Source organism: Hymenobacter glacieicola (genome assembly GCF_014640315.1).
GTDB classification, from domain to species: domain Bacteria; phylum Bacteroidota; class Bacteroidia; order Cytophagales; family Hymenobacteraceae; genus Hymenobacter; species Hymenobacter glacieicola.
The window spans coordinates 66,100-92,990 of the sequence record NZ_BMGS01000009.1 but is presented as its reverse complement, the minus strand read 5'-3'; the positions used below and the strand labels follow the sequence as shown (position 1 = coordinate 92,990).

The following is a 26,891-nucleotide window of genomic DNA, read 5'->3' as shown; positions in this document are numbered from 1 at the left end:
GTAAAATAAGGCCACGAAGTCAGCTAGCCGAAAGCGCCGCGGCGGGTGATTGCGCTGCTACCTACTACTGACACATGAAACCGCAGGCTCGGCAGACCTTGCGGCTAGGTAGCGGTATCTTTCCCGCTTCTTTATCTTGCTGCTGCCTGCCCGAGGTAGGTACCGTGGATCTATATACTGTTGTACTGTCTGGCTGTAAGCTCATGCTGCTAACCATTACCACTACCCATCAGCCCGCCACCGACCTGGGCTACCTGCTGCACAAGAACCCAAGCCGCCTTCAAACCCTGGACGTGGCCGCTGGCCAGGCCCACGTTTTCTACCCCGAGGCTACGGCTGAGCGCTGTACTGCGGCCCTGCTACTAACAATTGACCCTGTGGCCCTGGTACGCAGCCACCGCGGGCCGGCCGGGGAAGGCTTTGCCCTGGAGCAATACGTGAACGACCGTCCCTACGTGGCCTCGTCCTTCCTGAGCGCAGCCCTGGCCAAGGCCTTCAACACGGCCATGAACGGCACCTGCAAGGACCGGCCCGAGCTACCCGACACCCTGTTGCCCCTGATGGCCACCGTAGCGGTGATGCCTGCCGCCAGTGCCGAGCAACTGCAACGCCTCTTTGGCCCGCTGGGCTACGAGGTGGAAACAGAAGCCCACCCCCTGGACCCCACCGTGCCCGAGTGGGGCAACAGCCGCTACTTTACGCTGCGCCTGCGCCACGCGGGCCTGCGCCTCCAGGATTTGCTCTCCCACCTCTACGTGCTGATTCCGGTGCTGGATAACAACAAGCATTACTGGATAGGTAAGGCCGAGGCGGAAAAGCTCCTGCACCGCGGCGGCGAGTGGCTACCCCGTCACCCCGAGCGGGAGTTTATCACGCGGCGCTACCTGCGGTTTAGCGCCTACGTGAACCCTACGCTGGAGCGCCTGCTCAGCAATGAGGAAGATTTGACCGACGATACAATCGAACTAGCCTTGTCGCCGGCAGCAAACGCCGCTCCTGCCACCGAACTTGGGGCTGGGGAAGCCGCCGATACGCTGAGCCTTCACGATTTGCGCCTGGACCGCGTGGCCGAGGAAATCCGCCGCCTCGGGGCCAAGCGCGTCCTTGACCTGGGGTGCGGGGAAGGCAAGCTGGTGCGCCGGCTGCTGCAGTTGCCGCACGTCGAGCACATTCTGGCCCTGGATGTGTCGTGGCGGGAGCTGGAGCGGGCTCAGCAGCGCCTGCACGTGGCTGAAATGCCGCCCCGCCAGCGGGAGCGGCTGACCCTGGCCCAGGGCTCCGTGCTCTACCACGACCCCCGCCTGGCCGGCTACGACGCGGCCGCCGTGGTGGAGGTCATTGAACACCTGGATGAAAGTCGGCTGGCCACCTTTGAACAGGTAGTGTTTGCTCGCGCCCGGCCCGGCGTCGTGCTCGTCACGACCCCCAACGCCGATTACAATCAGCACTACGAAACCTTAGCTGCCGGCCAGTTCCGCCACCAGGACCACCGCTTCGAATGGACTCAGGCGCAATTCACTGCGTGGGCCGGTGGCGTAGCAGAACGCCACGGCTACCGGGTGCGCGTGGAGCCGTTGGGCCCTGTAATGGCCGGGTTGGGCGCCCCGTCCCAGCTGGCCGTGTTCGAGCGGTAAGCCTACGGGCGGAGGTTCTGCTTTCGGGTAGTCCTTATTCAGTGGAATAGGGGCCGTGAGCCGCGGCTTTTTTACCTTTGAGGTAGTTTCGCTGCTTACTAACTGGCTTATGAAGGTTTTGCTGACGCTGGCCCTGGTGCTCTGCTGGCTGCAGCTCTCCGCTCAGGGGCCGGCGGCCCGGCGGCACTACGCCGATACCGTAGCCCGCTACCAGCTCACTTACCCCGCCACCTGGCAGATGCTGCCCGCCAGCCACCCGGCCGCCACCCGTCTTGCCACCGCCGAAAAGCCTGAGTTGGCCGTCGTAACGATTACCCACCGTTCCCTGCCGGCCGGAAAGCAGCCGACCCCAGGTAGTCCACCGGCTGCCGCCCACCCCGACTCGGTGTGGCAAGGGTTGCAACATTTGGCGCAGCTGCAAGTTTTGCTGCTGCGCCAGCGCGCGCAGGGCGGTTACCCGGAAGTGCAGTACCACTACACCTACGCCCTGGCGCCGGCGCCGGCGCCGCGCACCCGCGTGATGGGCCGCCGCATCTGGCGCGAGGGTGTTGAGTTTCGGGTGGAGTATCAGGCCCCTGTTTCCCAGGATGCCCGCTACTTAGCGGAAGGCGAGCAAGTGCTGAAATCGTTTCGGTTTACTGCCGATGCTCCCAGCCGTCCCGGCACTACCCCCCAGCCCTGCGACGATAAAATGTACGGTATTGCGGCCCTGCGCTTTACCAATGACACCTGGGAGGACGACTGCCAGACCATCCACGAGTTTTCCAGCGCCGACCTGTCTGCCCGGCCCAAGGTGCACCGGCGGGTATTGCCCTTCCAGTCCTACGCCCTAGCCAAGGGTTTTGACAATTGCCTGTACTCCGTCACTAAGTCGCCGACCAATGCCCCCGAGCGGGTGTACCGCTACAACCCCGCCACGGGCCAGGGCGAGTACACCAGCTGGCAGCTGCCGGCTCAGGGCCCGGAAAACGTTTGGATTTCGGCTGCCACCGATGAGCAGGGCCAGCTCTACTTCATGACGTCGGATGCCAGCAAGCTGGTGAAGGTAAACCCCGCCGATGGACTCGTAACGACGCTCTGGACCACCGACCCGCAGCGGCAGGCCCCCTTTTATTCTCAGATTGGCTTTGCCGGCGCGGGCTCCCACGGCAATTTCTGCCTCGATGATGCCGGCACTATTTACCAAGTGTACAGCACCAACGGCTCGCTGATGAGCGTGAACCTAACGACCCGGCAGCCCGGCCCGCAACTGATTGTACCCACGGGCCTGCCGGAGCGGGGCGGCTACAGCGACCTGCTGTTCCAGAAAGACAAGCGGGGCCGGCGCTGGCTTTATATGGCCGGCCCGAAGGCCCTGTACCGCCTGGATATGAGTCGGGGCGAGGCAGAGCTGGTGCGCCGAGGCATCTACACGGACCTGGCCGGCTGTAACGTGTTTCGCCGGGAGCCGACGCTGGTCAACACTACGGTGCCGCCACCCGCCCCACCTACCACCGGCACTTGGCGGGGCCGGGTGCTGGATGCCACCACGTTTCAGCCCTTGCCCTTGGCCCGGTTGCGCCTGGGGCCGGCCGGAGCCGAAACCACGGTGCCACTCACGGCCCAGGGGGTATTTTCGTATCTGGTGGAGCCTGGACACCCCGTCGCGGCTAAGGTGCAGCTGCCCGGCTACCTGCCCCTCGACAGCACGTACGCCACCTATTCCGGCCCCTACGTGCAGGATGTGCTGCTGCAGCCGCTCAGCGTGGGCACCACCCTGGGACTGGATAAGGTGCGCTTCGAGCAGGGCAGTGCCCGGCTGCTCTCGTCCTCGTACCCGGCCCTGAAAAAGCTGCTGCAATTGCTCACCGAAACGCCCAGCCTCACCATTGAGCTACGCGGCCACACCGACAACGTGGGCGCCCCGGAGAAAAACGTACAGCTCAGTGAGCGGCGCGTAGCCACCGTAAAAGCCTACCTCGTGCGCCACGGCATAGCCGCGGACCGCATCACCGGCCTGGGCCTGGGCGGCGCCGAGCCCCGCGCCTCCAACGAGCGGGAGGCTACCCGCCAGCTCAACCGCCGCGTAGAGTTTCGGGTAACGGGCAGGTAGCGCCAGCCACCACCCACGAAAAGGCTATTTTAGCTCTCCAGATGATGGAGGCACTAGCGCATTTCCTGACGAATACTCTTTTTGCCGATTTGGGTAAACGGCTGCACAGCCTTCCAGCTGCCGGTAGCCGCGCTTATTTCCACTTCACCATATTCTTTCGCCAGATAAACTTTCGGTGACCAAGGGGGCCGCAGTGTGCCTTTGGTGATGGGTGCGAGTTCGTATGCCGTTAGTAATTGCTTTATTCGGATGTTCATCGACAACTATGAGCAGATATATCATTCCGGGCTGCCTCTACCGTAGCCGCATTTAGTTTTCAACATCGTATGCCTCTTACCTCCCTTAAGCTTCCCGAACTTTCCCTGGTCTTGCTCATTGGCTCGTCGGGGGCGGGGAAGAGTACGTTTGCCCGCCGCTTGTTTCAGGCCACCGAAATTGTATCATCGGACCAGTGCCGGGCTCTGGTAGCGGATGATGAAAACGACCAGTCGGCCACACCGGAGGCCTTTGCCCTGCTGCACTACCTAGTGGGTCTGCGCCTGAAACGGGGCCTTTTGACGGTAGTAGATGCCACCAACGTGCAGCCCGAGGCCCGCAAAACCCTCGTGCAGCTGGCCCGCGACTACCACGTGCTGCCCACGGCCATCATCCTCGACGTACCCGACCGGGTAGCCGAGGACCGCAACCGCGCCCGCGCCGAGCGCCAGCACCTGGGCCGCCACGTAGTGCCCCAGCAGCGCCAGCAGTTGCGGCGCAGCCTTAAAACGCTCCGGCAGGAGGGCTTCCGCCACGTCTACCACCTGCACGGCCCCGAGGAAGTGGACGCCGTGCAAACCATCATCCGCGACCCGCTCTATAGCAACCGGAAAGCCGATACCGGACCCTTTGACATCATCGGGGACGTGCATGGCTGCTACCATGAGCTGGTGGCGCTGCTTACCCAAATGGGTTACGGGGTGCACGCTGAGCTAGCACAGGATACCCGCGACTTGGGCGTACGCGTAACGGCCCCCGCTGGCCGCCGGGCCCTGTTTCTGGGCGATTTGGTGGACCGAGGGCCTGCCTCGCCCCAGGTGCTGCGGTTGGTAATGAGCATGGTACAGGGTGGGCAGGCTCTGTGCGTGCCCGGCAACCACGATATTAAGCTGCTGCGCTACCTCAACGGCAAGCAGGTAGCCGAAAAACACGGTTTTGCGGAAACAGTAGCTCAGTTGGCTACCGAGTCAGAGACGTTTAAGAGCCAGGTGCGGCAGTTTCTGGATGGGCTGGTGAGTCACTACGTGCTGGATGGGGGCAAGCTGGTGGTGGCCCACGCCGGCATGCGCGAGGAAATGCAGGGTAGGGGCTCGGGCGCCGTACGAGCCTTTGCCTTGTTCGGCGAGACGACCGGCGAAATCGACGAGTTTGGCTTGCCCGTGCGCTACAACTGGGCCTCGGAGTACCGCGGCCGGGCCACGGTGGTGTACGGCCACACGCCCGTACCGGAGCCCGAATGGCTGAACAACACCATTGACATTGACACCGGCTGCGTGTTTGGCGGCCGTCTCACGGCCCTGCGCTACCCCGAGCGGGAGCTGGTAGCCGTGCCCGCTGCCCAGGTGTACTGCGAGCCGGTGCGCCCGCTACGCCCGGCCGAGGTAGCTGCTGACGTAGCCCAGCTCACGGCCCAGCAGCAGCACGACGACCTGTTGGACATCCGCGACGTGACGGGCAAGCAGATGATTAAAACCCGCCTGCTGCCTTCCGTAACAATTCGGGAGGAAAACGCGGCGGCCGCTCTGGAGGTGATGAGCCGGTTTGCCCTCAACCCCAAATGGCTGCTTTACCTGCCGCCCACCATGAGCCCCTCGGAAACCTCGGCCCTGCCCGACTTGCTGGAGCACCCCGCCGAGGCCTTCGACTACTTCCGTCGCCAGGGCCTAGAGCGGGTGGTGTGCGAGGAAAAGCACATGGGTAGCCGCGTGGTAGTGGTGCTGGCCCGGGATGAGAACGCCGCCCGCCGCCGCTTCGGGGTAGTGGGCGAGGGGCCGGGCAAATGCTACACCCGCACGGGCCGCAACTTTTTTACGGAGGCCGCCCTGGAAGCGGCTTTCCTTACCCGCCTGCAGGAAGCGCTAACCGCCGCTGATTTTTGGGAGCGGTTTCAAACCGATTGGCTCTGCCTGGATGCGGAGCTACTGCCCTGGTCGGCCAAGGCCCAGGAGCTGATTAAAAGCCAGTACGCGGCCGTAGCCGCTGCGGCCACCGCCGCCCTGCCCGAAGCCGTGGCCGTACTCAGCCAAGCCAGTTCCCGGGGCCTCGATGGGGTAGAGGCCCTGCTGGCCCGGACCAGTGCCCGCCAAACTGCCGCCGAGCATTATGCCGCGGCCTACCGCCGCTACTGCTGGCCCGTAGAGAGCCTCGCGGATTTGCGCCTGGCGCCCTTCCACCTGCTCGCCACCGAGGGCCGCACCTATTTTGACAAAGACCACGCCTGGCACATGGAAACCCTGCGCGGCATCTGCCGCCACGACGAAGCCTTGCTTCGCGCCACGCCCTACCGCGTCGTGAATCTTCACCAGATAACCGACGTGGAAGCCGCTACCCAGTGGTGGGCCGACCTTACCGCCGCGGGCGGCGAAGGCATGGTGGTTAAGCCCTACGACTTCATCCCGGGTGGTCGCCAACACCTCGTGCAGCCCGCCCTCAAGTGCCGCGGCCGCGAGTATCTGCGCATCATCTACGGCCCCGACTACCTGCTGCCGGGCAATCTGGAACGCCTGCGCGAGCGGGCCGTCAAAGCCAAGCGCAACCTGGCCCTGCGTGAATTTGCCCTTGGCGTGGAAGGCCTGGAACGCTTCGTGGCCGGCGCCCCGCTGCGGGAAGTTCACCAGTGCGTATTCGGGGTGCTGGCCCTGGAAAGCGAGGCCGTGGACCCGCGGTTGTAAGAACGGGCTTCGTGCTTACCTACTAACTATTCTTTGCTCGCTCAACTATGAAACAGCTTCAGCTTCTGGTGTTTACCATCCTTTTAGGCTTGGGCATAGGTAAGGAGAATGCGGCGGCTACTGCCGTGGCGGAGCGGCCTGCCTACCTGGAACTCAAGGTGTATCACCTCACCACCCGCCGGCAAGAGGCAGTGATAGATAGTTTTTTGCAGCACCGCTACATACCGACGTTGCGCGCCGCCGGTATCACGACCATTGGCGTGTTTAAACCCATCGGTAACGATACGGCCGCTGACCGAAGAATCTACGTCTTGACCCCGTACGTGTCCTTGAAGCAGTGGGAGAAAGTGAACCAGGAAACCACCACGAAACTGCTGGCTGCCGGGAGCTCCTACGTGAATGCGGTTCCCAACGCCCCGGCGTATAGCCGCCTGGAAACGGTCCTTATCAAGCCCTTTGAGCAAATGACGAGCCTAGCGCCCCCGCAGCTCAGTGGGCCCAAAAACGAGTGGGTGTATGAGCTGCGCAGCTACGAGGGAGCCAGCGAGAAGCTGTTCCGCAATAAAGTGCAGATGTTTAATGCCGGCGGGGAAATCAAGCTGTTTTCCCGGCTGGGCTTCAATGCCATTTTCTACGGGGAAGTACTCTTCGGCGCCAAAATGCCGAACCTCCTGTACATGACCTCTTTCGACAATGTGCAAGCGCGGGAAGCCCACTGGAAAGCCTTCGGCAACGATTCGGAGTGGAAGAAACTTTCCAGCCTGCCCGAGTACCAAAACAACGTCTCCCACATCGACATCGTGTTTCTGCGCCCCGCGCCGTATTCGGGACTCTGAGCAGAGTAGTGGTCTGTAACCGTAGCAACTATCAGATTTTTCGTTCGCACAAAAACCAAAACCTCAGCAAACTCTACAGTCGCTGAGGTTTTGGTTTTGTAAATCTTTCAGAGCTGTAAGTTTCCCTCTATTAATAACATTGTAGGATAACCCAACTGGCGTCGAAATTCTGGGTTTTTAAGTCTTGTTCTCTAATCCAGAAATAGAGTCTACCTGCGTCGCCCCACATCATGCCGCATTCGTCCTCATTGCTATCAACCTGCAATAAAAGTCGCCAATTAACTGCATTTGGCTCCAGTTCTTTTGCTTGAGGCAAGGCATACCCCGATGGGTCACCACAGTAGATGCCATTCGTGACCAACTCGCACTCCAATTCCATGGAGCTCTGAATGGTGTCAGCGTGGCCAAACAGCTTATTTATATTTCTTTCTTCCAGATCAAACAGGTTTTCCTGTTCACTCTCGGTTAGAAAATCGAGCAAATTATTATCCCAGGAGGGTAGACTTATTTCCAACTGCGGAGTAAGGGTGCACGCCTCGAATCGAGCGTCTTCTGCCAGCGTATCGGGAAAGGAGACGCGGTGAAGCTCACTGGGCGAGCCTTCGTAATACAGAACCTTGAATTTGTCTCTGTCTTTGCTATCGTATCCCCAGGCCTCCTGCTCGGCCGAGTAAAAAAAGGACAGAAGTCCCTGGCGGGGCAGCAACCCTTGCTCATCGCAACCACTCACTTTAGCAAGATTGATCTGCGCAATGAAAGAAAGAGGCTTTTGCGAGTCCTGCTCTGTCGGCCACTGACAGCCTGGCGGTAGGTCTGGTGTACCACCCATCTTAGAGCTGCCGAGAGGAATAGTTTCCTCTTCTTCAGGCGCCAAGTGTAGCCGTATACAAGGTCGACTGACTGATTGAATTTTCTCCTGATGCTGAATAAGTCCCAGCTCTTTCAACTTCTCATTTAATTCTCTCTTTATCACGGGCGGTATTACACTAGGTAGTATATACTTTTTGAAAGCACTAGTTACTTGCCCATACTCCTGTCCCGCGCGCCCTTGAACTCGGAGCCGGCGCGCCACTGCGGGAAGGTGGTTTCGGCGGCCAAGCGCTGACCCACGCGGAAGTAAAGCTGGGCATCCTGGGCAATGCCCGCAAGGTCCCAGCTGGGGTCAAACTGGTCGGCGGGCTTGTGGTACATATTGGTGGTATAGTGCTGGCGCTGGCGGGCAATGGTTTCCTTGCCGCCGGTGCGGCTCTCGAAGCCGCCGCTGGCGTAAAGCGAGGGCACGCCCACGTGGGCGAAGTTGAAGTGGTCGGAGCGGTAGAACATGCCGGTTTCGGGCTGCTGATCGGGCAGAATGTAGCGGTCCTGCTCCTGGGCGGCGGCGCGGGCGTAGTCCTCTAGCTCCGACTGCCCGTAGCCGATGACCGTCAGGTCCTTCATTTCGCCGTAGGGCCAGAGCATGTCCATGTTCAGGTCGGCTACTGTCTTATTCAGCGGGTAGGGCGGGTGCTGGGCGTAGTAGGCCGAGCCCAGCAAGCCCTGCTCCTCGGCCGTGACGGCCAGAAACACGATGCTGCGCTCCGGCTTCTGCGGCGCTTTCTGGAACGCTTCGGCAATGCTCAGCAGGGCCGCCAGGCCGGTGCCATCATCTACGGCGCCGTTGTAAATAGAGTCGCCGGCAATGGCCTTACCCACCCCAAAATGGTCCCAATGGGCGGAGTAGATGATGTATTCATCGGGGCGGGTGGTGCCGGGCAGCACGGCCAGTACGTTACGCGAGGTTTGGCGGCGGAGCTTGTTCTGGATGCTGCCCGTGAGGGTAAGCCCACCCAACGCCCGAGGCCGGAAGCCTTTGGTATTCGCGGCGGCATACAGCTGCTCGTAGCTCTGGCCGGCGGCCGAAAACAGCTTCTTGGCCGCATCCAGGGTCAACCAGCCTTCCAAAGCGCACTTATCGATGCCTTTGTTGGCGGTTTGGGCGCGCAGCTTCGGGCTAATGGCCCCGCTTAGCACCACCGACCAGGGGTAGGCCGCGGGCTTGGTGTCGTGCACGATGAGCACACCGGCCGCACCGTGGCGGGCGGCCTCCTCGTATTTGTAGGTCCAGCGGCCGTAGTAGGTCATGGCCTTGCCCTTGAACAAGGTCGAGTCGGTGCCCGCGTTGCCGGGGTCATTTACCAGCACCACCACGGTTTTGCCTTTCACATCGAGGCCGGCGTAGTCGTCCCAGCCGTACTCGGGCGCCACCACCCCGTAGCCGGCAAACACCAGCGGCGAGTTGCTGACGCTTACCTGCGCCTGCTCGCGCTGGGTGAACGTCACGAAATCCGTCTTGTACTGAAAGCTCAGCGGCTGGCCTTTGCCTTTTACCTGGAGGGTAGGGGCGGGCGTGCCGGTAATTTCCACTAGCGGCACGGGCTGGAAATAGGAACCTTCGGGGCCGGGCTGCAGGCCCAGGCGCTTGAACTCGTCGGCCAGGTACTGGGTGCTGCGTTGCTCGCCCACGGTAAAGGGCTTGCGGCCCAGCATCTCATCCGACGACACGGCCTGCAGGTAGCGGCCGATGGTAGCGGCGCTGATGGCAGTTGTGGCTGGGGTTTCGGGGGCAGTGGTGGCCGTTTCCGCCGTGGCAGCCAGCGGCGTTGAGGAGGTAGTGGTTTGAGTCTGGCAACTGCTCAGAGCCAAACCTAGCAGCCCCACCGAAGTGGCGTGGCGCAGGCTGCTGGGTAAGAAAGAAAAAACCATAAGGCGCAAGTAAGAAATGAGGCAACGCCACTGCAGCTCGTCGCTCCGGTGGCTGATCGAAGCTATTGCGTCCTCAATACTAACCACATATTCGCAACGGTGCCAGCCCTAAGCAGCTAAGCGCCTCGAGCCGGCGCCAGATGTTAGCGCCCGAGGCAGGGTAGGCGCCCAGCTCTGCTGCCACCAAGGGCAGTCGATCTTAAGCCAGGTGCGCCGCCCATACCCCATCTGGCCCAGGCCCGCAGCCGCGCCAAGATGGGATTTTGACACCCCGAGTGAGGAGCACTGAGCGGGAATAGCGGCGTTAACCTGAGGCTGGCGGGGATAAGCAAAATTGCGCGGCAAGGCAATATGCGTGCTTGTTGAGCTATACCTTGTGCTTTGTATAAATTCTACTCATGCTATTGTATGCTTTCCCGGATCCAGACTGCGCTTACCCAACTCGAAGCCACTGACCATATCCGCATCCTCTACGCCTGTGAGTCGGGTAGCCGGGCCTGGGGCTTTCCCTCACCCGATTCTGACTACGACGTACGCTTTATTTATGCCCGCCCGGCCCAGTGGTACCTAACCCTTGATGACGGCCCCGACACGCTCAACTTCCCCGTGGATGATGAACTGGACCTGGCCGGCTGGGAGCTGCGCAAAACCCTGAAGCTGCTGCGCGGTTCCAACGCGGCCTTGTTTGAGTGGCTACAGTCGCCGGTAGTATATCAGGAAGCACCCGGTTTCCGGGTCGCGCTAGAGCCGTTGCTGACGGATTGCTGGAACCCGCGGGCCGGGTTGCACCACTACCTGGGCCTGGTGCGCCGCGGGGTAGAGGAGGATTTGCTAGGCGAGGAAGTACGCCTGAAGCGACTGTTCTACGCCCTGCGCTCGGCCCTGGCGGCCCGTTGGATTCGGGAGCGGCCTGCTGAAGTTCCACCCATGGAGTTCGGGAAGTTGCGCGAGTTGTTGCCGCCGGCGCTGCACCTGGTAGCGCAGGAACTGCTAACCCGCAAAGCCACGGCCCACGAGAAAACCACCGTGCCGCGCCCCGCAGCACTGGTGGCGTTTCTGCGGGCTGAATACGAAGCCGCCCTGGCCGCCCGCGACACGCTGCCCGTTACCCGCCAAGCCGACCCCACGTCGGACCTGGACGCACTATTTCGGGCGTGGCTTTCCCCGGCATCCTGAGCCTGCTGCGCCCCTCCACGCACCCGCGGCGGCCCTTTCCGGAACCAGCCCTTATCCTGAAATTTAGGTGGCCTTTCTGGTTGGAGCTACCCCTCCGCCAGCCGGTAGGTGTATTCTTCCACCTCCAGCTGGCGCACGTTGGCAAACCCTTTGTCCGTGCCGATTTTTACGAAGCCGCAGTGTTCCAGTACTTTCTGTGAGCCAACGTTGTCGAAGGCAACCCGGCCAAAAATAGGCCGGGTCTGCTCTATAAGCAGAAAGTGTTGCAGCGCGGTGGTTGCCACGCCTTGTCCCAAAAGCGCCGGTCCAGCCAATACGTAATTTCGGCGTCGCCTTCCATTTCGAACTTGGCGATACTGCCGGCCAGCACTTCATCAACCAGAATTGTCTGCATGTTGATGGTGGAGTCGTGTAAAAACCGGGTGTATTTTTCCCGATAGGCTGCCTGATTCGTGTGATCTTTTGGCATGAAGGCAGCCAAATACGCCGCCTCTTCGTCGAGCTGAAATTGAAATAAAGAATCCAAATCAGATTTTTCCGTTGGTCTTAGCTTTACCTGCTGGTTCTGCATGCTGTGGATTCCTTGTTTTCGTTTTGGCCAGTAGTCAGACGCCAAAAAGAGGCCTCGAATAAAAGTAGAAAATTGTCCCGGAGCCGCTGCGGGTAGCACTGGTTTCTTTACCGAAAAACATGCTCACTATTGCCGACCTGCGCCAGCGCGGCCTGATTCTGTTTGAAGCCATCAGCGGCAGCCGCGCCTACGGCACCCATCTGCCCCACTCCGATACAGACCGGAAAGGGGTATTCGTGCTGCCGGAAGACGAATTCTACGGCCTCACCTACGTGCCCCAGGTAGCCAATGAAACCAACGACGAAGTCTTCTATGAGCTGCGCCGCTTCGTGGAGCTGCTGCTCAAAAGTAACCCTACGGTGCTCGAGCTGTTGGGTACTCCCGCGGATTGCGTAGTGTACCGACACCCGCTTTTCGAGGCGTTTCGGGCCGAAGACTTTCTCTCCAAGCTTTGCCGCCAGAGCTTCGCCGAGTACGCCGTGGCGCAAATCCGGAAGGCCCGGGGGCTGAACAAGAAAATCAACCATCCAGAGTCACCCCAGCGCAAGTCGGTGCTCGATTTCTGCTACGTGACGGTAGGCGCCGGTGCGCAGCCCGTAAACACGTGGCTGACTCGGCGCGGCTACGCAGCCAGTCAGTGCGGGCTGGCCAACGTGAATCACCTCAACGATTTATACGCCCTGTTCGTGGACGAAACGCCGCAACAGCGCCACGCCTACCGGGGCCTGGTGCGCGACCCGGAAACATCCCAGGACGTGCAGCTCTCAGCCGTGCCGAAAGGGGAAGTGCCGGTTGCCTACCTCAGCTTTAACCGCAATGGCTACAGCACTTACTGCCGCGTGTACCGCGAGTACCAGGAATGGGAGCAGAAACGCAACCCGGAGCGTTACCAGAACACGGTGCAGCACGGCAAAAATTACGACGCAAAGAACATGCTCCACGTATTTCGGCTGTTGCGCATGGCCGAGGAAATTGCTATTACCAGCCAGCTGCACGTGCGCCGCCCCGACCGAGACTTTCTGCTGCAAATCCGCCGCGGTGAGTTTGCCTACGATGAACTGGTAACGGAAGCCGAAGCCCTGGTGAACCGGGTGGAGGCAGCCTTTGCCAGCTCGGCGCTGCCCGATGCCCCTGACCACGCCGCGGCCGAAAACCTGCTGCGCCAAGTGCGGCGGACCTGGTATGCCCAGGCCCGCCGGTAACCCAACCCAAGGGCCGGCTTCCCGGCAACCCGGCTCCGGTAGGCTCCGGGCTGAGCTGCCGGAAAACCGGCCCTCGTGTGCTGTCAGTGAGAAAGTTACCGGGTGGAGTGCCGGCCTACTTTGTAAGTCGATTGGGAGCGGGCTTTCTGCCGTAGCAGCGAGAACCGCTTCTTACTGGTTTTGCGGCCCTTATAGCGCTTATAGAAGGGGCGGTGGGTGTAAGTTTTGCCGCGCATCTTAGCCCGGGCGTACCGGGTAGGGCGAGCGGCATCAACGGGTTCGGCTACGCCAATCATCAACAGCGCAACCAACAAAAGCACGATCCGGGTCATAGGCCAAACAGGTTAGGTCCAGCCTACTAACTCAAGCAGAGGCAAAAAAATTGTGCAGGCCGCCCGGCGGAGTCGGTATTGTTCAGGCTAGGTTACAAAGCACCGGCCTTTCCCATCACGAGGAGGGGAAAGGCCGGTTGCTGTTGACTTATAGTAGCTTACCGCTAGCCTCCGCCAATGGTCTGGTTGCGCGAGGGCTGCTTGGGCGCGGGAGTCGTAGTTCTTTTCCGTTTGCGCCAGATCTGGTACCACCGCTGCCGGTAGCGGGCCGTGCGCTTCTTGCGGGCCCGGCGGCCTCCTCCTTTGTAGGTGCGGTAATTGGGGCGGTGCACGTAGGTTTTGCCGCGCATTTTGGCGCGGGCTGCCGGGCCGCCCTGACCCAGGGCTGGGCTCACATCAACCAATGCCATCAGCATCAGCCAGAGAAGTAGAAAAAGTCTAGGCATGTCAAGAGAAGTAAAGCCGCAAACGGGGAGGCAAAAGTAGGACACCGAACGGCAACTATTCGGCCAGAATACGGGCAGTACGCAAAAAAAGTCGGCCGTGGATTGTGGAATACCCCCGATAACGGCATCTGACTGGTAGAATTTATATTCTTCCTAGCCTATGTTCCAATTCTTACGCACCCGGGCCTTACTCATTTGCATTAGCTTGCTACCGTTGCTGGCTACGGCCCAGCAGCGCCTGCCGGCTGCCCGCCAGCGCAGCTACCTAACCAAAGTGTTCCGGCTGACGGATACCCAAACCCGCCAGTTGTACGAAAAGGGGATGGGGGCGGCGCGGCCCGACTTCTTCGCCCAGCCGGTTGACTCTTTCCCGACCGACCAGCCCGGGCAAGCCCGTCCGCTGCCGCTGGGCTACTACCTGCGGGCCCGCACCAACTGTTCTGCCTGGGGGCAATACCATGTAGCAGGACGGGCTAATTCCTTTTCCTGACAGTTTTCTGCCATCTGCCTTCTCGTACTTTCGTGACCAATGAGCTACTCCCTCTTGTTGTTTGATTACGATGGCACGCTCTGCGACACCCGCGCCGCCATCAAGTATTCCCTGCGGCGTACGTTTCAGGAGTTTGGCTACTCGAAGCCCGTGGAGCCGGCTTTGCGGGCCGTGGTTCAACAGGGCCTGCCTTTAGCCGCAACGCTGCTCGGGCTGCACCCGGCCGGCACCGGCCCACTACCCGCTACCTGGACTGAGACTTACCGCCGTATCTACCGCGCCGAGGCCGAGCAACTGGTACGTCCCTTCCCTGGCGCGCAGCAGGTGCTGGCCGCGGCCGTTGCCCTCGGGTGCACGGTGGTGGTAATCAGTAACAAGGGCCTGGCTATTCTGGAGAATTCGCTGGCGCGGCTGGGGCTTCGCGAGTACGCTGCTCTGGTGCTGGGCGACGACCCCACGGCTACCGCGCCCCTACCGCTCAAGCCTGATCCGGCCCTGTTTACCCAGCGGATTCAGCCCCGGTTTCCGCAGTTCACTTCGTCCTCTACCCTCATGATTGGCGACACGGCTACGGATCTGCAGTTTGCTCAAAACTGCGGCATTGCCGCCTGCTGGGCCTCCTACGGCTTCGGCCACGCCGCTGAATGTGCCGCTTTTAAGCCCGTCCACCGCATTAGCAGCTTAACGGAGCTGCTACCCCTTCTAACTCAGTAATAATTACATAAATATGTTGCCCTCTTCTTCATCTTCCGCAGAATCCCAGATTCGAGGGGCTCTGTTGGGCCTGGCTGTCGGCGACGCCTTAGGTGTACCGGTGGAGTTTCAGAGCCGCGCGGCCCGCCGCCTCGACCCCGTAGTGTACATGCGTGCGTATGGCACCCACAACCAGCCCGCCGGCACCTGGTCTGACGACGCCTCCTTGACCTTTTGCTTGGCGGAAACTTTAGCGCACGGCTACGATTTAGGCGACCTGACTCGCCGCTTCATCAACTGGTATGAGTATGGCTATTGGACGCCCCACGGCTCCGTATTTGATATCGGCATTACTACCCGCGAGGCCATCAACCGCCTGCAGTCCACTCCCCATCTTACCCTGGCTGGCGGCACCGATGAGTACAGCAATGGCAACGGCTCGCTGATGCGGATTCTGCCACTGGCCTTTTATCAGCCGGAATCCTCCCTGACAAGCCGCTTTGCCGTCATTTTCGATGTTTCGGCCGTTACTCACGGCCATATCCGTGCGGCCGTGGCCTGCTTTCTCTACCTGGAGATGGCCCGCTACCTACGCGCTGGGCTTACGCCGGCCACAGCCTACCTGCGGCTCTGTCAGGAAGCACCGGCCCAGTTGCTGGCGCTACATATTCCGGCGCGGGAGACCAGCCACTTCGAACGTATTTTAAGCGGCCGGCTGCCTGATGCGCCGGTGTCAGCTATCCACAGCGGCGGCTACGTGCTGCACACCTTGGAGGCAGCGCTATGGTGCCTGCTGCGCTACGAAACCTTCACCGAAACGGTGCTAGCAGCCGTAAACCTAGGCGATGATACCGATACTACGGGTGCCGCAACCGGCGGTCTGGCCGGTCTACACTACGGGGAAACTGCCATTCCCGCCGATTGGCTGCACGTGCTGGCCCGTCGCTTTGACATTGAAGATCTGGCCCACCGGATGGTCGCAAGCCTGCAGGGGAGAAGCATTAGGTAACCGAGGTCAGCGGTAGGCCAAATCAGCGCATTACTAAGAGGCAGTAAAATCGAAAAAGCCCCAGCATCTTCTGATGCTGGAGCTTTTTGCGGTCCGGACGGGACTCGAACCCGCGACCTCCGCCGTGACAGGGCGGCATTCTAACCGACTGAACTACCGAACCGTTTACTTTAACTGAGAAGCCGAGTGCTTTCCGTTATTGTGATGCAAATATAGAAGGGCATTTTGGGCTGTGCAAATAAAAAAGTGCTTTAGCAGTCTGTTAGAGCACTTTTCCGAAGGGTAGTATTCTGTGCCTAAATGAAATAGGAGGTAAAAATATTTTTCAAGTACCTGCTATTAGCTTCTAAAAGCTAGAGTTGAACCAGCCAGCTTGCAGCAGCAACTTCTGTATTCAGGACCAATGCAGCCTACCAAGCACTAAGCTTATTAGTTGTCCTTATTAGTTGTCAATTCGCGCCGGTAGAGTGAGCGTGGAGAACTGAAAAAGCAAAAGGCCCTTCAGATGACTCTGAAGGGCCTTTGCGGTCCGGACGGGACTCGAACCCGCGACCTCCGCCGTGACAGGGCGGCATTCTAACCGACTGAACTACCGAACCAGGTTGTTCTACTTCGCTGCCCAAGTGGCGTTGAAGTGGTGCAAAAGTAGAGGTCCGGATTGGACTGCGCAACAGCAGAGACAAAAAAAGCTGAAAAAAACCGGCTGCGAAGGCGTTGGAGGCTGTTGCTCAGGCAGAAATAAATTTGAAAAATTCGGCAGGGGTCAGCAGTGCGCTGTGTCGGCCTCGTCGCTTACCTTTGCTTTCTTCTCATTCCCCCTCGCAACCCCAAGACGCTCCCTGCCGTGGCAATGCTCCTCGATTTCGAACAACCAATTGCCGCTCTCGAAGGCAAGCTCCGTGAAATGCAACAACTGGCCCTCGATAGCCAGGTGGACGTATCGGATGCCGTGACGGCCCTCGAAGCCAAAATCAAAGCCCTCAAAAAGGAAACCTACCAGAACCTCACCCGCTGGCAGCGCGTGCAGCTCTCGCGCCACCCCGACCGGCCCTATACCCTCGACTACATTGAGGGCATGACCGAGAAGTTCATTGAGCTGCACGGCGACCGGACCGTGGCCGACGACAAAGCCATGGTGGGCGGATTTGCCGACCTCGATGGCCGCTCCGTCATGTTTATCGGCCAGCAGAAGGGGCGCAATACCAAGCAGCGGCAGTTCCGTAACTTCGGCATGCCCAACCCCGAGGGCTACCGCAAGGCCCTGCGCCTGATGAAGCTGGCCGAAAAGTTCAACAAGCCCATTGTGACCCTGATTGACACGCCCGGCGCGTTTCCGGGCCTGGAGGCCGAGGAGCGGGGGCAGGGCGAGGCCATTGCCCGCAACCTCAAGGAAATGTTTTTGTTGAAGGTGCCCGTTATCTGCATCATCATCGGGGAAGGCGCTTCCGGCGGGGCCCTGGGTATTGCCATCGGCGACCGGGTGCTGATGCTGGAAAATACGTGGTACTCAGTAATTTCGCCCGAATCGTGCAGTAGCATCCTGTGGCGCAGCTGGGACTACAAGGAGCAGGCCGCCGAAGCCCTCAAGCTCACGGCTACGGACATGCTCAAGGCCGGCCTTGTGGATGGCATCGTGAAGGAGCCCCTCGGTGGTGCCCACACGGATACCGCTACCATGATCAAAAACCTGAAGAAAACCATCCTCAAAACCCTTGACGAGCTGGAGGCCCTGCCCCATGAGGAGCGTATCAGCCAGCGCATCGACAAGTTCTCAAACATGGGCGTGGTAGTAGAAGGCAATTAGAAATTGAGAATGAAGCATTAAAAATGCCGTTAGTTTTACGCTGACGGCATTTTTGTTTGTCTTCCCGCCCTCTGACTGCTGACTTCTATTTCTTAATTTTAAACTAAACCCATGACCGTTCATACGCTCGATACCGGCTTGTTTAAACTTGATGGCGGCGCCATGTTTGGCGTAGTGCCCAAAAGTCTGTGGCATAAGCTTAATCCGGCCGACGAAAACAACATGTGCACCTGGGCCATGCGCTGCCTGCTGATTGAGGACGGCCAGCGGCTGATCCTGGTCGACAATGGAATCGGCGACAAGCAGGACCAGAAGTTTCGGGGGCATTTTTACCTGCACGGCGACGATACCCTGGAAAAGTCCCTGCGCAGGCTCGGCTTCACGGCCGCTGATATTACCGACGTGCTGCTGACGCACCTGCATTTTGACCACTGCGGGGGCTCGGTGGTGCGCACTTCGGATGATAAGCTGCAGCTGGCCTTTCCCAACGCTACGTACTGGAGCAACCAAAACCACTGGGATTGGGCCGTAACGCCCAATGCCCGCGAAAAGGCCAGCTTCCTGAAGGAGAATATTCTACCGATTCAGGAAAGCGGCCATCTGCGCTTTCTTGATCCGGCGGCCGGTAGCGCGCCGGCGGAACTGCCCTGTTTCCGGGAAATCATCCTGGCCGATGGCCACACGGAAAAGATGATGGTGCCCGTGCTCGACTACAAAGGCCGCACCCTGGCATTCATGGCCGATTTGCTGCCCAGCGCCGGCCACGTGCCCTTGCCCTACGTGATGGGCTACGACATGCGCCCGCTCATTACGCTCGAGGAGAAGGAGCGGGTGCTGCGCCGCGCCGCCGATGAAAACTGGGTGCTGGTGCTGGAACACGACGCCCACACCGAGTGCATTACGGTGCAGCACACCGAGAAAGGCGTGCGCGTGGCCGACACGCTGAGGCTGACGGACTTATAGTCGGGCGGGTTGCCTGGTGCTTGATTTTGTTGCACCTAGGGCGGCGGCAGGCCCTTTTGTAGCGTTAAAGGCCCACGATGGATGAGATAAACCAACCACAACAGCTGGGGCTGGCGTTTTCGGGGGGCGGGGCGCGCGGCATTGCCCATTTGGGGGTGCTGGCCGCCCTGGATGAGCTGCAACTGCCCATTGGCCACTTGGCGGGCGTGTCTTCCGGCGCCATTGCCGCTACCTTTTACGCGGCCGGTGTGCCACCCCGCGAGATACTGCGCATGTTTCAGGAAGTAAGCCTGGGGCAGCTGACTCGTATTTCGCTGAGCCGGTACGGTTTGCTGCGGATTGACGGGGTAGGCAAGCTTTTCGAGCAACACCTGGGCCTTGATGCTACCTTCGAGCAGCTCCGCATCCCGCTGACGCTGGTGGCAACGGACATTACGGAGGGTATTAGTGTCCATTTCTCCGAGGGGTTATTAATTCCGCCCTTGCTGGCTTCCTCAGCCGTGCCGGTGCTCTACCGGCCAGTTGAATACCAGGGCCGCCACCTAGTAGACGGGGGCCTGCTCAACAACTTGCCTACCGATGCTCTGGTGGGACTTCCGGGCCTGCAGATAGTAGGAGTCCACTCTAACCCGCCCCACCGGGAGCCCCGCATTACCACCCTGCGTGGCCTTATTGAACGGACCCTGAACCTGGCCGTGGGCGCCAATACTTTGCCCAGCAAGCAGCACTGCGCCCTGCTGCTGGAGCCGCCCGAACTGGGCGCCTACCGCATGACGCAGTACAAGCGTGCCCCAGAGCTTTTCGATATCGGCTACCGCCACACGTTGGGTCGGGCGGCGGAGCTGCACGCTTTACTGCAGCCCAGCTAAGCGCCGGTATGCGGCCTTCCGGTACATTTCTCTAGCTTTGGCAGGTGGTAGCTTCCTCTCACCCGGCTACCCATAACTTTCTGCATGACTGCACGCAAAACCTCTACTTTTTGGTACCTGTTTTCGAAGTTCTGGTTCTGGATTACCGGTTGGCGGCTGGGGCCGCAGGTGCCCGCTGACATCAAGAAAAGCATGATGATTGCCGCTCCCCACACCAGCAACTGGGACTTTATGTACGCCCGGGCCGCGTTTTTCCTAATGGATGTGGATGTGAAGCTTACCATCAAAAAGGAGTGGACTACTATTCCGGTGCTGGGGGCGCTGGTTCGGTCTTTGGGCGGCCTGGCCGTGGACCGCAGCAAAAACAACAGCCTCGTGGATGGCATGGTGCAGCTCTTCCAGGAGCGCGACGAGCTAGTGATTCTCATCACCCCGGAAGGCACCCGCAAGTACCAGCCCAAGTGGCGCAAGGGGTTTTACCACGCCGCTATGGGCGCCGGCGTACCCATCCTGCTGGGCTACCTCGACTACAAAAACAAGGAAGCCGGCGTGGGACCAGCCTTCTGGCCCACCGGCGACTACGAGAAGGATCTGGAGGCAATTCAGGCTTTCTACCGCACCAAGCAGGCCCGCTTTCCGGAGCAAGGCGTGCGGTAGGTTAGTGAACTTGCGAAAGGCGAAGGTGTACCCTAGCACCCTAGCCTGAATTTGCACAACTTCACCTTTCACCAGTTCCCCTTTGGCTCCATGGAAAAGCTGCAAACTCTGGCCTGGGTCCTAATTGGGCTGGCCGTATTCATCTGGCGGATGGTACAGAAGGCGCGCGAAACCACGGCCCGGGAGCAGCGGGAGCGGCGCTTCTCCCGCCCCGACCCAAACGGCCGACCCCGCCCGGTGGCTCCGGGGCTACCGGCTACCTCGTTTGAGGACTTATTGCGGCAAATGCAAAACCAGAACCGCCCGGAGGCTCCCAAACCGGTGCCGGCAACCGAAGAAACCACGCCGGCCGGCCGAACGCTGCCGCGCGAAACCACGGTAGTTGCCCGTAGCCTCGAAGAAACCAACCGCCCCGCTCGTTCCCTGGAGCAAACTGCCCCGGCCCGTTCGCTGGAGGCTCCTAGCCGCGAACTTCGCCGGGCAGCTACGCTACCCCGGGCCCAACCCCAGCAGGATTACTGGCAGCGGGAGCAAAGCCGCCCAGAAGCTCCCGCCTCGCTCGGGGAGCGGTTGCGTAACCCCGCCGACCTGCGCGCGGCCTTTGTGCTAGGCGAAATTCTGCAGCGCAAATTTTAAGGGTAGCAGTAAAATAGCAACAGGGCCCCGGCGCGGAACATACTCCGCGCCGGGGCCCTGTTGCTATTTTACTGCTACCTGGCTAGTCCTGGGTAAGGGCATAGGTTACTAGGTTGGCCCCCATTTTCAGGGCCGCTTCGTGGGTAGCGGGGGTATCCTCGGGGTAGGTGCCCAGGTCCTCCCAGCCGTTGCCCAGGTCACATTCGTAGGAGTAGAAGCACACCAGCCGGCCTTTGTACAGCAGCCCGAAGCCCTGGGGGCGCTTGCCGTCGTGCTCGTGCACCTTGGGCAGGCCGCGCGGGAACTGAAATTTCTGGTGGTACACCGGATGCGTGAACGGCAGCTCCACAAAGTCCAGCTCGGGAAATACCTTCTTCATTTCGGGCCGGATAAACTTGTCGAGCCCGTAGTTATCATCGATGTGCAGAAAGCCGCCGCCCGTAAGGTAGCGGCGCAGGTTGCGGGCCTCCGCCTCGGTGAAGGAGACGTTGCCGTGGCCCGTCATGTGAATGAAGGGGTAGGTGAGCAGCTCCGGTGAGTCCAGCTCCACGGTGGCTTCCTCCGGGTCGATGTTGGTTTTAAGAGCTTGGTTGCAAAAGCGAATCAGGTTAGGCAAGCTGGTTTTGTTGGCGTACCAGTCGCCGCCCCCGCCGTAGTGCAGCTTGGCAATGCGGAAGCTGGGCGCAGCCGGTGCGGCAGCCATCAGCAGCAAAGGCAGCAACAGAAGCCAGAAGAACGAGCGAATTTGCATGCTGAACGGGTAATTAGGTCGACAGGATGGAGTACCAGGAGCAAAGCCCACGGGGGTAGTCTGCCTGGTACAGAGACTACAAAAAATAGGCTACAGCAATTCCCGCGTTACGTGCACGGTGTGGAGTGCGGCTAGCGCGGCAGTTTCTGTTCGCAGCCGGGAGGCGCCCAGCGTAACGGGCCGGATGCCCCGGGCAAAGGCCGCCGCTATTTCCTGCGGGGTAAAGTCGCCCTCCGGCCCAATCAGGATGCAGCAGGCGCTGCCAGTAGCGGCCACGCGGGCCAGAGGCGTCCGCTCCCCGTCCTCAAGGTGAGCAATAAACGTGGTTTCGGGGTCTGCGGTGGGCAGAAAGCGGGCGAAGTCGGTCAGTTCCGTCAGCGTCGGCAGCCAGGCCTGGCCCGACTGCTTCAGGGCGCTGATGGCAATTTTTTCCAGCCGGTCCAGCTTCAGCTCCCGCCGCTCGGAGCGGGCACAACGCAGGAAGGTGAGGGTATCGACCCCAATTTCCACGGCCTTCTCCACGAGCCACTCCATCCGGTCGAGGTTTTTGGTGGGTGCCACCGCCACGTGCACCTGGTAGGGACGGCGCGGCACCTGCTGCTCCTGCACCACGCGCAGGCGGCAGCGCTTGGCATCAGCGGCTTCTACCTGGGCCTCGTACACGCCCCCGCGCCCGTTCACGAGCGTTACCTCGTCGCCGGCCCCCAGGCGCAGGACGCGCACGGCGTGCTTGCTTTCGTCTTCCGGCAGGGTATAGGTCGGCAGGGTTAAGTCGGGGGCGTAAAACGTGTGCGGCATGGGGCAAAGCTACGCCGAAACCGGTAGCCTGGCACGCCCTGAACACGCCCTGAATAGGATACGGAAAGGCGAGTGGGAGCGTTGGGTTGCAGCTGTTACGCGGCGCCGGGCACGCGCCACAGTAAACCCGGAAAAGCCAAAATTTTAAGTCAGCTGCGCTGATCCTGCGCCTACCGTCCGCGTACTGTAGCTATTCCCTTACCTCTAAATCAGATACCCAGGATGACAGTTAAACTTAAAAAACTCAAGGACCAGACCATCGTTATTACCGGCGCTTCCAGCGGCATTGGGCTGGTAACGGCTCGCATGGCGGCCAAGGCCGGCGCTAAGCTGGTGCTGGCGGCTCGCAGCGAGGCGGCCCTGCGCCAGCTGACCGAGGAAATCAACCAAGCCGGCGGCCATGCCACCTACGTGGTAGCGGATATGAGCAAGCCCGAAGATGTGCAGCGCCTGGCCTACGAGGCTTCCTACACCTACGGAGGCTTTGATACTTGGGTCAACAACGCCGGTGTATCTATTTATGGCAAAATTGAGGAGGTGCCCATCCAGGACATGCGGCAGCTGTTCGAGGTCAACTTCTGGGGCTTGGTGCACGGCTCCCTGGAAGCGGCTAAGCATCTGAAAGCCAAGGGCGGCGCCATTATCAACGTGGGCAGCATCCTCTCCGATATTACCGCTATTCTGCAAACCATGTACAGCGCCAGCAAGCACGCCGTGAAAGGCTTCACCGATGGCCTGCGCATGGAGCTGGAAATGGACGGCGCCCCGATTTCGGTAACCCTGATTCAGCCCGCAGCCATTGACACTCCGTATCCGATTCACTCCAAGAACTACATGGAGCGGGAAGCCAAGCACGCGCCGCCCGCCTACGCGCCCGAAACCGTAGCCCGCGCCATTCTGCACTGCGCTGCTACCCCGGAGCGCTCGGTGGTAGTGGGGGGGGGAGGCAAGGCCATGATTGGCATGGAGCGCTGGACGCCCGCCCTGCTCGATAAGTTCATGGAAAAGTCCTTCTCCAAGCAGGAGAAGGCCGATTACGCTCCGCGTCCCCTCCAGCAAAATGCCCTCGACCGGCCCATGGGCTCCCTCGAAGAACGCGGCAACTACCCCGGTCACACCCGCGAAACCAGTTACTATACGGAGGCAGCTACGGCGGGCAGCCCGGCCCTGCGCACGGCCGTGCTGGTAGGAGCAGGGGTGGCGCTGGCCGCTTGGTTGGGTACCAAAGGCAAGCGGAACGGTAGCAGCTCAAGCTCGAGCGACTCCGAAATCCGCGGCATTGCCTTTCACGACAGCTAACCCTAACAACCCTAACAAAGCAGAAGTCCCTGGCCGCCAACTGGCAGTCAGGGACTTCTGCTTTGTTATGTGCTGTATAGAAGGGGCTTAGCCCAGCGTCTCGTTCAGCAATCCGGCCAGGCGGATACCTGCTTCCACAATACGCTTCTTCATTAAATCGGCGTGGGCGGGGTAGTACTTGTAGTCCACGTCGGTGCCGGCGGGGGTTTCCTGGTAGAGCTTCTCCGACTCCTGGTACGACTCCCACAGCCACTGGTCGGGAGTGGAGGCCTGCAACTGCCGAACTTGCCGGTTGCGCAGCTTGTGGTCATATTGCTGGGCCATTTCGGTGTAGGTTAGGCCTTGGTAGTCAAGCAGGCCGCTGTCCCAGAGGCTGTGCAGGTTCGTGTCTTTGCCCCGATACTTGAGCTTAATGTCGTTGCCGCCCTTGTCCTCGGCATGGCCCGTGTGCATGGGCTGGTGCACATCGCCAACCAAGTGCACTACAAACTTAAGCGCGGCCGCCCGCTCCTCTTTGGTTTTGTTGGCATCGGCCAAAATGCGTAGCTGCGCTTCCAAGGCACTGTAGGCGTTGGCCGTGGTCTGCGACTTTATGGCTTGTACGTACTGGTCGTGGGGTAGGCCCGAGGGCGTGTTGACGTAGTGCCAGGGTGCCGTTTCCTTAAACTCCGGGTAGTAGCGTATCTCATCGGGCCAGGTGCTGACCAGCGGTAGCGTTTCCGTGCCCAGCAGGCGCTGCACCTCCCGACGGGCTTTACGAGAAAGATGGTTTTCGGCAATTTTGCCCACGGCGCGGTGCCCATCAACGCCCCAAGCCCACAGGGTGAGTGGCGACAACAGGCACAAGAGCAGCGGAAGAAAGCGCTTACGCATACAAGTAGAGGAAAAAGGGTGTGTAAACGCAAAAGTAGCGCGTTTGCAAAGGACTTTGGTACTATTCCGCGTAAACTTGCTTCCAGACGGGAATTCCTGCCTTGCCTAATGTGTAGCACGTGTAAGCACCAAGACGAATTCGGCAAAACTTAGTAGCTGGAGCATTCACTTAACGGAACGTCGATACACAAACAAGGCCCGGGTAACGCAACGTTACCCGGGCCTTGCTACTACTTTATGCGGCTACCCGCTATACGCTGGCAGCAACTTCCGCTTTGGGTGCGCCAGCCAGGATTTCCTCGTTGGCGTAGTCAGCGTACTTTTTGAAGTTGGCTACAAACTTTAGGGCCAAGTCGGACGCCGTACGGTCGTAGTCCTCCTTGTCGGTCCAGGTGTCGCGCGGGTCGAGAATTTCGGCGGGCACACCGGGCACGGAAACGGGCATTTCCACCCCAAAAACCGGGTGCTTGTGGAATGCTACCTCGTCCAGGTCCCCGTTGAGGGCCGCCGTAATCATGGCGCGGGTGTAGCTCAGCTTCATGCGCGAGCCTACCCCGTAGGAGCCGCCCGTCCAGCCGGTGTTCACCAGCCACACGTTCACCTCGTTCTCGTCCATTTTCTTGCCCAGCATCTCAGCGTATTTCGTGGGGTGCAGGGGCAGGAATACCGCGCCAAAGCAGGCCGAAAATGTCGTCTGGGGCTCCGTGATGCCCATTTCCGTACCCGCTACCTTGGCCGTGTAACCCGACATGAAGTGGTACATGGCGCGGCTCTTGTCCAGCTTGCTGATGGGAGGCAGCACCCCGAAGGCATCGGCCGTCAGGAAGAAAATGTTCTTGGGTGCATCGGCCACGGAGGGCTCAATGGCATTCGGAATGTAGTTGATGGGGTAGGCCGTCCGCGTGTTTTCCGTCACCGATTTGTTGGCGTAGTCTACCGTGTGGGTGCCGGGCACGAAACGCGTATTCTCTACAATGGAACCGAACTTAATGGCATTCCAGATTTCGGGCTCCTTCTCGGCACTCAGGTCAATAACCTTGGCGTAGCAGCCGCCTTCGAAGTTGAAAATGCCCGCGTCTGGAGTCCACCCGTGCTCATCGTCGCCGATAAGGCCGCGGTTGGGGTCAGCCGAGAGGGTGGTTTTGCCCGTGCCCGAAAGGCCGAAGAAAATGGCCGTGTCGCCGTCTTTGCCCACGTTAGCGGAGCAGTGCATGGGCAGGGTTTCGCGCTCGTGGGGCAGCAGGTAGTTGAGCACCCCGAAGATGCCTTTCTTCATTTCGCCAGCGTAACCCGTACCCCCTATCAGAATCATCTTTTTGGTGAAGTTCAGAATAGCGAAATTTTTCTGGCGGGTGCCGTCCACGGCCGGATCGGCCTCAAAACCGGGGGCGCAGATGATGCTGAAATCCGGGGTCCAGCTGGTGTCGGCGCCCTCAGCAGGGCGCAGGAACATGTTGTAGCAGAACAGGTTGTGCCAGGCCAATTCGTTTACTACCCGCAGTTTCAGCTCGTACGCAGGGTTGGCGCCGGCATAGGCGTCACGCACGTAAATTTCCTTGTCTTCCAGGTACTGCACCATTTTCTGGTGGAGCTGGTCAAACTTGTCGGCGTCAAAGGGGATGTTAATGTCGCCCCACCATACGCTGTCCTGGGTGTTGGCATCGCGCACCACGAACCGGTCCTTGGGGGAGCGGCCCGTGAAGGCGCCGGTGTCGGCCATCAGGGCGCCGGTGTCGGTAAGGGTGCCTTCGCCCCGGCGGAGGGCTTCTTCCACCAGTTCAGCGGGGGTAAGATTGAGGTGAACCTGGGTGGCGCGGGAAATGCCCAGGGGGGCAAGGCGGGCGTTGGCGGCGGAGTCCATCATAGGGCCGAAAACGGGGGTTGGGTGGGTGGGAAATGGGGGGAATTAAAGAACAAAAATAGACAAAAACCCGACTGTAGTACTGTGTTTGCCGAAAAAAGAGCGAAAATTCGCTGTTGGCGCATGTTAGCCGGGCGTTGCTTTTGGCCTAACGAGCGTTAGTACGTTAGGGTTAATAATCTTTTGTAGCTTTACCAACCGGCCCTGCGGTTGCAGCCGCGAGTGTTTCC

26 protein-coding genes and 2 tRNA genes are annotated in these 26,891 nt (G+C 60.2%); 15 read left to right on the top strand and 13 right to left on the bottom strand.

Going from position 1 to position 26,891, the window contains the following annotated elements:
- The first annotated feature begins 203 nt into the window (after window positions 1-203).
- Window positions 204-1,634, top strand: coding sequence for a 3' terminal RNA ribose 2'-O-methyltransferase Hen1 (locus IEW18_RS16555; protein ID WP_188558986.1), 1,431 nt, complete (start codon window positions 204-206; stop codon window positions 1,632-1,634).
- Window positions 1,635-1,743: 109 nt separating this feature from the next.
- On the top strand, window positions 1,744-3,726 hold the full coding sequence (locus IEW18_RS16550; RefSeq protein ID WP_188558985.1) for an OmpA family protein: 1,983 nt from the start codon (window positions 1,744-1,746) through the stop codon (window positions 3,724-3,726).
- Between the two features lie 53 nt (window positions 3,727-3,779).
- Here the strand turns inward: IEW18_RS16550 and IEW18_RS16545 are convergent, their stop codons facing one another.
- Window positions 3,780-3,983: a hypothetical protein gene (locus IEW18_RS16545; RefSeq protein WP_188558984.1), complete on the bottom strand. Its 204-nt coding sequence runs from the start codon at window positions 3,981-3,983 to the stop codon at window positions 3,780-3,782.
- Between the two features lie 69 nt (window positions 3,984-4,052).
- On the opposite strand from IEW18_RS16545, the gene IEW18_RS16540 reads away from it, so the two are divergent.
- Together IEW18_RS16540 and IEW18_RS16535 are read left to right on the top strand one after the other, a co-directional pair.
- The gene (locus tag IEW18_RS16540; RefSeq protein ID WP_188558983.1) at window positions 4,053-6,653 is read left to right on the top strand and encodes a polynucleotide kinase-phosphatase; all 2,601 of its coding nucleotides are present in this window, start codon (window positions 4,053-4,055) and stop codon (window positions 6,651-6,653) included.
- Window positions 6,654-6,700: 47 nt separating this feature from the next.
- Window positions 6,701-7,489, top strand: a complete 789-nt coding sequence (locus tag IEW18_RS16535; protein ID WP_188558982.1) for an NIPSNAP family protein — start codon at window positions 6,701-6,703, stop codon at window positions 7,487-7,489.
- A gap of 130 nt (window positions 7,490-7,619) precedes the next feature.
- Here the strand turns inward: IEW18_RS16535 and IEW18_RS16530 are convergent, their stop codons facing one another.
- Window positions 7,620-8,462 carry a YwqG family protein gene (locus IEW18_RS16530; RefSeq protein WP_188558981.1) on the bottom strand — a complete coding sequence of 281 codons (843 nt, stop codon included), beginning with the start codon at window positions 8,460-8,462 and terminating at the stop codon, window positions 7,620-7,622.
- 44 nt (window positions 8,463-8,506) lie between these two features.
- Window positions 8,507-10,231 (bottom strand): M28 family metallopeptidase, encoded by a 1,725-nt coding sequence (locus tag IEW18_RS16525; RefSeq protein ID WP_188558980.1) that lies wholly within the window; start codon window positions 10,229-10,231, stop codon window positions 8,507-8,509.
- Window positions 10,232-10,639: 408 nt separating this feature from the next.
- Here IEW18_RS16525 and IEW18_RS16520 point away from each other — a divergent pair, with 408 nt between their 5' ends.
- On the top strand, window positions 10,640-11,407 hold the full coding sequence (locus tag IEW18_RS16520; protein ID WP_188558979.1) for a nucleotidyltransferase domain-containing protein: 768 nt from the start codon (window positions 10,640-10,642) through the stop codon (window positions 11,405-11,407).
- An 86-nt stretch (window positions 11,408-11,493) separates the two neighbouring features.
- On the opposite strand, the gene IEW18_RS22010 is transcribed toward IEW18_RS16520, so the two are convergent.
- Window positions 11,494-11,691, bottom strand: a complete 198-nt coding sequence (locus IEW18_RS22010; protein ID WP_229728792.1) for a GNAT family N-acetyltransferase — start codon at window positions 11,689-11,691, stop codon at window positions 11,494-11,496.
- Entirely contained in the window at window positions 11,655-11,978 is a 324-nt protein-coding gene (locus IEW18_RS16515; protein WP_229728790.1) for a GNAT family N-acetyltransferase, read from the bottom strand. The genes IEW18_RS22010 and IEW18_RS16515 overlap by 37 nt, the downstream gene beginning before the upstream one ends.
- Before the next feature lie 119 nt (window positions 11,979-12,097).
- On the opposite strand from IEW18_RS16515, the gene IEW18_RS16510 reads away from it, so the two are divergent.
- Complete coding sequence (locus IEW18_RS16510) at window positions 12,098-13,180, top strand: DNA polymerase beta superfamily protein (RefSeq protein WP_188558978.1); 1,083 nt, start codon at window positions 12,098-12,100, stop codon at window positions 13,178-13,180.
- Window positions 13,181-13,275: 95 nt separating this feature from the next.
- Here the strand turns inward: IEW18_RS16510 and IEW18_RS16505 are convergent, their stop codons facing one another.
- Together IEW18_RS16505 and IEW18_RS16500 are read right to left on the bottom strand one after the other, a co-directional pair.
- Window positions 13,276-13,512 carry a hypothetical protein gene (locus tag IEW18_RS16505; RefSeq protein ID WP_188558977.1) on the bottom strand — a complete coding sequence of 79 codons (237 nt, stop codon included), beginning with the start codon at window positions 13,510-13,512 and terminating at the stop codon, window positions 13,276-13,278.
- Window positions 13,513-13,676: 164 nt separating this feature from the next.
- Complete coding sequence (locus IEW18_RS16500; RefSeq protein WP_188558976.1) at window positions 13,677-13,958, bottom strand: hypothetical protein; 282 nt, start codon at window positions 13,956-13,958, stop codon at window positions 13,677-13,679.
- A gap of 160 nt (window positions 13,959-14,118) precedes the next feature.
- On the opposite strand from IEW18_RS16500, the gene IEW18_RS16495 reads away from it, so the two are divergent.
- The 3 genes from IEW18_RS16495 to IEW18_RS16485 are packed head-to-tail and all read left to right on the top strand — an operon-like array spanning window position 14,119 to window position 16,150.
- A complete protein-coding gene (locus tag IEW18_RS16495) occupies window positions 14,119-14,448 on the top strand; it encodes a hypothetical protein (RefSeq protein ID WP_188558975.1) in 330 nt (109 codons plus the stop codon).
- A 39-nt stretch (window positions 14,449-14,487) separates the two neighbouring features.
- Window positions 14,488-15,162, top strand: coding sequence for an HAD family hydrolase (locus tag IEW18_RS16490; RefSeq protein WP_188558974.1), 675 nt, complete (start codon window positions 14,488-14,490; stop codon window positions 15,160-15,162).
- A 13-nt stretch (window positions 15,163-15,175) separates the two neighbouring features.
- Entirely contained in the window at window positions 15,176-16,150 is a 975-nt protein-coding gene (locus IEW18_RS16485; RefSeq protein ID WP_188558973.1) for an ADP-ribosylglycohydrolase family protein, read from the top strand.
- Between the two features lie 89 nt (window positions 16,151-16,239).
- On the opposite strand, the gene IEW18_RS16480 is transcribed toward IEW18_RS16485, so the two are convergent.
- Window positions 16,240-16,313 (bottom strand) — tRNA-Asp (locus tag IEW18_RS16480).
- Window positions 16,314-16,675: 362 nt separating this feature from the next.
- A tRNA-Asp gene (locus tag IEW18_RS16475) sits at window positions 16,676-16,749 on the bottom strand.
- 251 nt (window positions 16,750-17,000) lie between these two features.
- Here IEW18_RS16475 and IEW18_RS16470 point away from each other — a divergent pair.
- The 5 genes from IEW18_RS16470 (at window position 17,001) to IEW18_RS16450 (ending at window position 21,079) form a co-directional block, all read left to right on the top strand.
- A complete protein-coding gene (locus IEW18_RS16470; protein ID WP_188558972.1) occupies window positions 17,001-17,954 on the top strand; it encodes an acetyl-CoA carboxylase carboxyltransferase subunit alpha in 954 nt (317 codons plus the stop codon).
- A gap of 111 nt (window positions 17,955-18,065) precedes the next feature.
- The gene (locus tag IEW18_RS16465) at window positions 18,066-18,917 is read left to right on the top strand and encodes an MBL fold metallo-hydrolase (protein WP_188558971.1); all 852 of its coding nucleotides are present in this window, start codon (window positions 18,066-18,068) and stop codon (window positions 18,915-18,917) included.
- A 77-nt stretch (window positions 18,918-18,994) separates the two neighbouring features.
- Complete coding sequence (locus IEW18_RS16460) at window positions 18,995-19,786, top strand: patatin-like phospholipase family protein (protein ID WP_188558970.1); 792 nt, start codon at window positions 18,995-18,997, stop codon at window positions 19,784-19,786.
- Window positions 19,787-19,870: 84 nt separating this feature from the next.
- Window positions 19,871-20,443 (top strand): 1-acyl-sn-glycerol-3-phosphate acyltransferase, encoded by a 573-nt coding sequence (locus tag IEW18_RS16455; RefSeq protein WP_188558969.1) that lies wholly within the window; start codon window positions 19,871-19,873, stop codon window positions 20,441-20,443.
- A gap of 90 nt (window positions 20,444-20,533) precedes the next feature.
- Entirely contained in the window at window positions 20,534-21,079 is a 546-nt protein-coding gene (locus IEW18_RS16450; protein ID WP_188558968.1) for a hypothetical protein, read from the top strand.
- Between the two features lie 82 nt (window positions 21,080-21,161).
- On the opposite strand, the gene IEW18_RS16445 is transcribed toward IEW18_RS16450, so the two are convergent.
- On the bottom strand, window positions 21,162-21,830 hold the full coding sequence (locus IEW18_RS16445; protein WP_188558967.1) for a DUF4159 domain-containing protein: 669 nt from the start codon (window positions 21,828-21,830) through the stop codon (window positions 21,162-21,164).
- Between the two features lie 90 nt (window positions 21,831-21,920).
- The gene (locus tag IEW18_RS16440; RefSeq protein WP_188558966.1) at window positions 21,921-22,628 is read right to left on the bottom strand and encodes a 16S rRNA (uracil(1498)-N(3))-methyltransferase; all 708 of its coding nucleotides are present in this window, start codon (window positions 22,626-22,628) and stop codon (window positions 21,921-21,923) included.
- A gap of 222 nt (window positions 22,629-22,850) precedes the next feature.
- Between IEW18_RS16440 and IEW18_RS16435 the strand changes: the two genes are divergently transcribed.
- Window positions 22,851-23,927, top strand: a complete 1,077-nt coding sequence (locus tag IEW18_RS16435) for an SDR family oxidoreductase (RefSeq protein WP_188558965.1) — start codon at window positions 22,851-22,853, stop codon at window positions 23,925-23,927.
- An 87-nt stretch (window positions 23,928-24,014) separates the two neighbouring features.
- Here IEW18_RS16435 and IEW18_RS16430 read toward each other — a convergent pair whose 3' ends face one another.
- A complete protein-coding gene (locus tag IEW18_RS16430) occupies window positions 24,015-24,800 on the bottom strand; it encodes a S1/P1 nuclease (protein WP_188558964.1) in 786 nt (261 codons plus the stop codon).
- 250 nt (window positions 24,801-25,050) lie between these two features.
- The gene (gene pckA, locus IEW18_RS16425) at window positions 25,051-26,664 is read right to left on the bottom strand and encodes a phosphoenolpyruvate carboxykinase (ATP) (protein WP_188558963.1); all 1,614 of its coding nucleotides are present in this window, start codon (window positions 26,662-26,664) and stop codon (window positions 25,051-25,053) included.
- Between the last annotated feature and the right edge of the window lie 227 nt (window positions 26,665-26,891).

Coding starts and splice junctions, on each gene's coding strand:
- IEW18_RS16510 (WP_188558978.1), top strand. CDS start 12,098: ATGCTCACTATTGCCGACCTGCGCCAGCGCGGCCTGATTCTGTTTGAA.
- IEW18_RS16495 (WP_188558975.1), top strand. CDS start 14,119: ATGTTCCAATTCTTACGCACCCGGGCCTTACTCATTTGCATTAGCTTG.
- IEW18_RS16550 (WP_188558985.1), top strand. CDS start 1,744: ATGAAGGTTTTGCTGACGCTGGCCCTGGTGCTCTGCTGGCTGCAGCTC.
- IEW18_RS16545 (WP_188558984.1), bottom strand. CDS start 3,983: ATGAACATCCGAATAAAGCAATTACTAACGGCATACGAACTCGCACCC.
- IEW18_RS16450 (WP_188558968.1), top strand. CDS start 20,534: ATGGAAAAGCTGCAAACTCTGGCCTGGGTCCTAATTGGGCTGGCCGTA.
- IEW18_RS16440 (WP_188558966.1), bottom strand. CDS start 22,628: ATGCCGCACACGTTTTACGCCCCCGACTTAACCCTGCCGACCTATACC.
- IEW18_RS16455 (WP_188558969.1), top strand. CDS start 19,871: ATGACTGCACGCAAAACCTCTACTTTTTGGTACCTGTTTTCGAAGTTC.
- IEW18_RS16445 (WP_188558967.1), bottom strand. CDS start 21,830: ATGCAAATTCGCTCGTTCTTCTGGCTTCTGTTGCTGCCTTTGCTGCTG.
- IEW18_RS16505 (WP_188558977.1), bottom strand. CDS start 13,512: ATGACCCGGATCGTGCTTTTGTTGGTTGCGCTGTTGATGATTGGCGTA.
- IEW18_RS16465 (WP_188558971.1), top strand. CDS start 18,066: ATGACCGTTCATACGCTCGATACCGGCTTGTTTAAACTTGATGGCGGC.
- IEW18_RS16535 (WP_188558982.1), top strand. CDS start 6,701: ATGAAACAGCTTCAGCTTCTGGTGTTTACCATCCTTTTAGGCTTGGGC.
- IEW18_RS16500 (WP_188558976.1), bottom strand. CDS start 13,958: ATGCCTAGACTTTTTCTACTTCTCTGGCTGATGCTGATGGCATTGGTT.
- IEW18_RS16470 (WP_188558972.1), top strand. CDS start 17,001: ATGCTCCTCGATTTCGAACAACCAATTGCCGCTCTCGAAGGCAAGCTC.
- IEW18_RS16520 (WP_188558979.1), top strand. CDS start 10,640: ATGCTTTCCCGGATCCAGACTGCGCTTACCCAACTCGAAGCCACTGAC.
- IEW18_RS16490 (WP_188558974.1), top strand. CDS start 14,488: ATGAGCTACTCCCTCTTGTTGTTTGATTACGATGGCACGCTCTGCGAC.
- IEW18_RS16430 (WP_188558964.1), bottom strand. CDS start 24,800: ATGCGTAAGCGCTTTCTTCCGCTGCTCTTGTGCCTGTTGTCGCCACTC.
- IEW18_RS16460 (WP_188558970.1), top strand. CDS start 18,995: ATGGATGAGATAAACCAACCACAACAGCTGGGGCTGGCGTTTTCGGGG.
- IEW18_RS16540 (WP_188558983.1), top strand. CDS start 4,053: ATGCCTCTTACCTCCCTTAAGCTTCCCGAACTTTCCCTGGTCTTGCTC.
- IEW18_RS16515 (WP_229728790.1), bottom strand. CDS start 11,978: ATGCAGAACCAGCAGGTAAAGCTAAGACCAACGGAAAAATCTGATTTG.
- IEW18_RS16435 (WP_188558965.1), top strand. CDS start 22,851: ATGACAGTTAAACTTAAAAAACTCAAGGACCAGACCATCGTTATTACC.
- IEW18_RS16555 (WP_188558986.1), top strand. CDS start 204: ATGCTGCTAACCATTACCACTACCCATCAGCCCGCCACCGACCTGGGC.
- IEW18_RS16485 (WP_188558973.1), top strand. CDS start 15,176: ATGTTGCCCTCTTCTTCATCTTCCGCAGAATCCCAGATTCGAGGGGCT.
- IEW18_RS16525 (WP_188558980.1), bottom strand. CDS start 10,231: ATGGTTTTTTCTTTCTTACCCAGCAGCCTGCGCCACGCCACTTCGGTG.
- pckA (WP_188558963.1), bottom strand. CDS start 26,664: ATGATGGACTCCGCCGCCAACGCCCGCCTTGCCCCCCTGGGCATTTCC.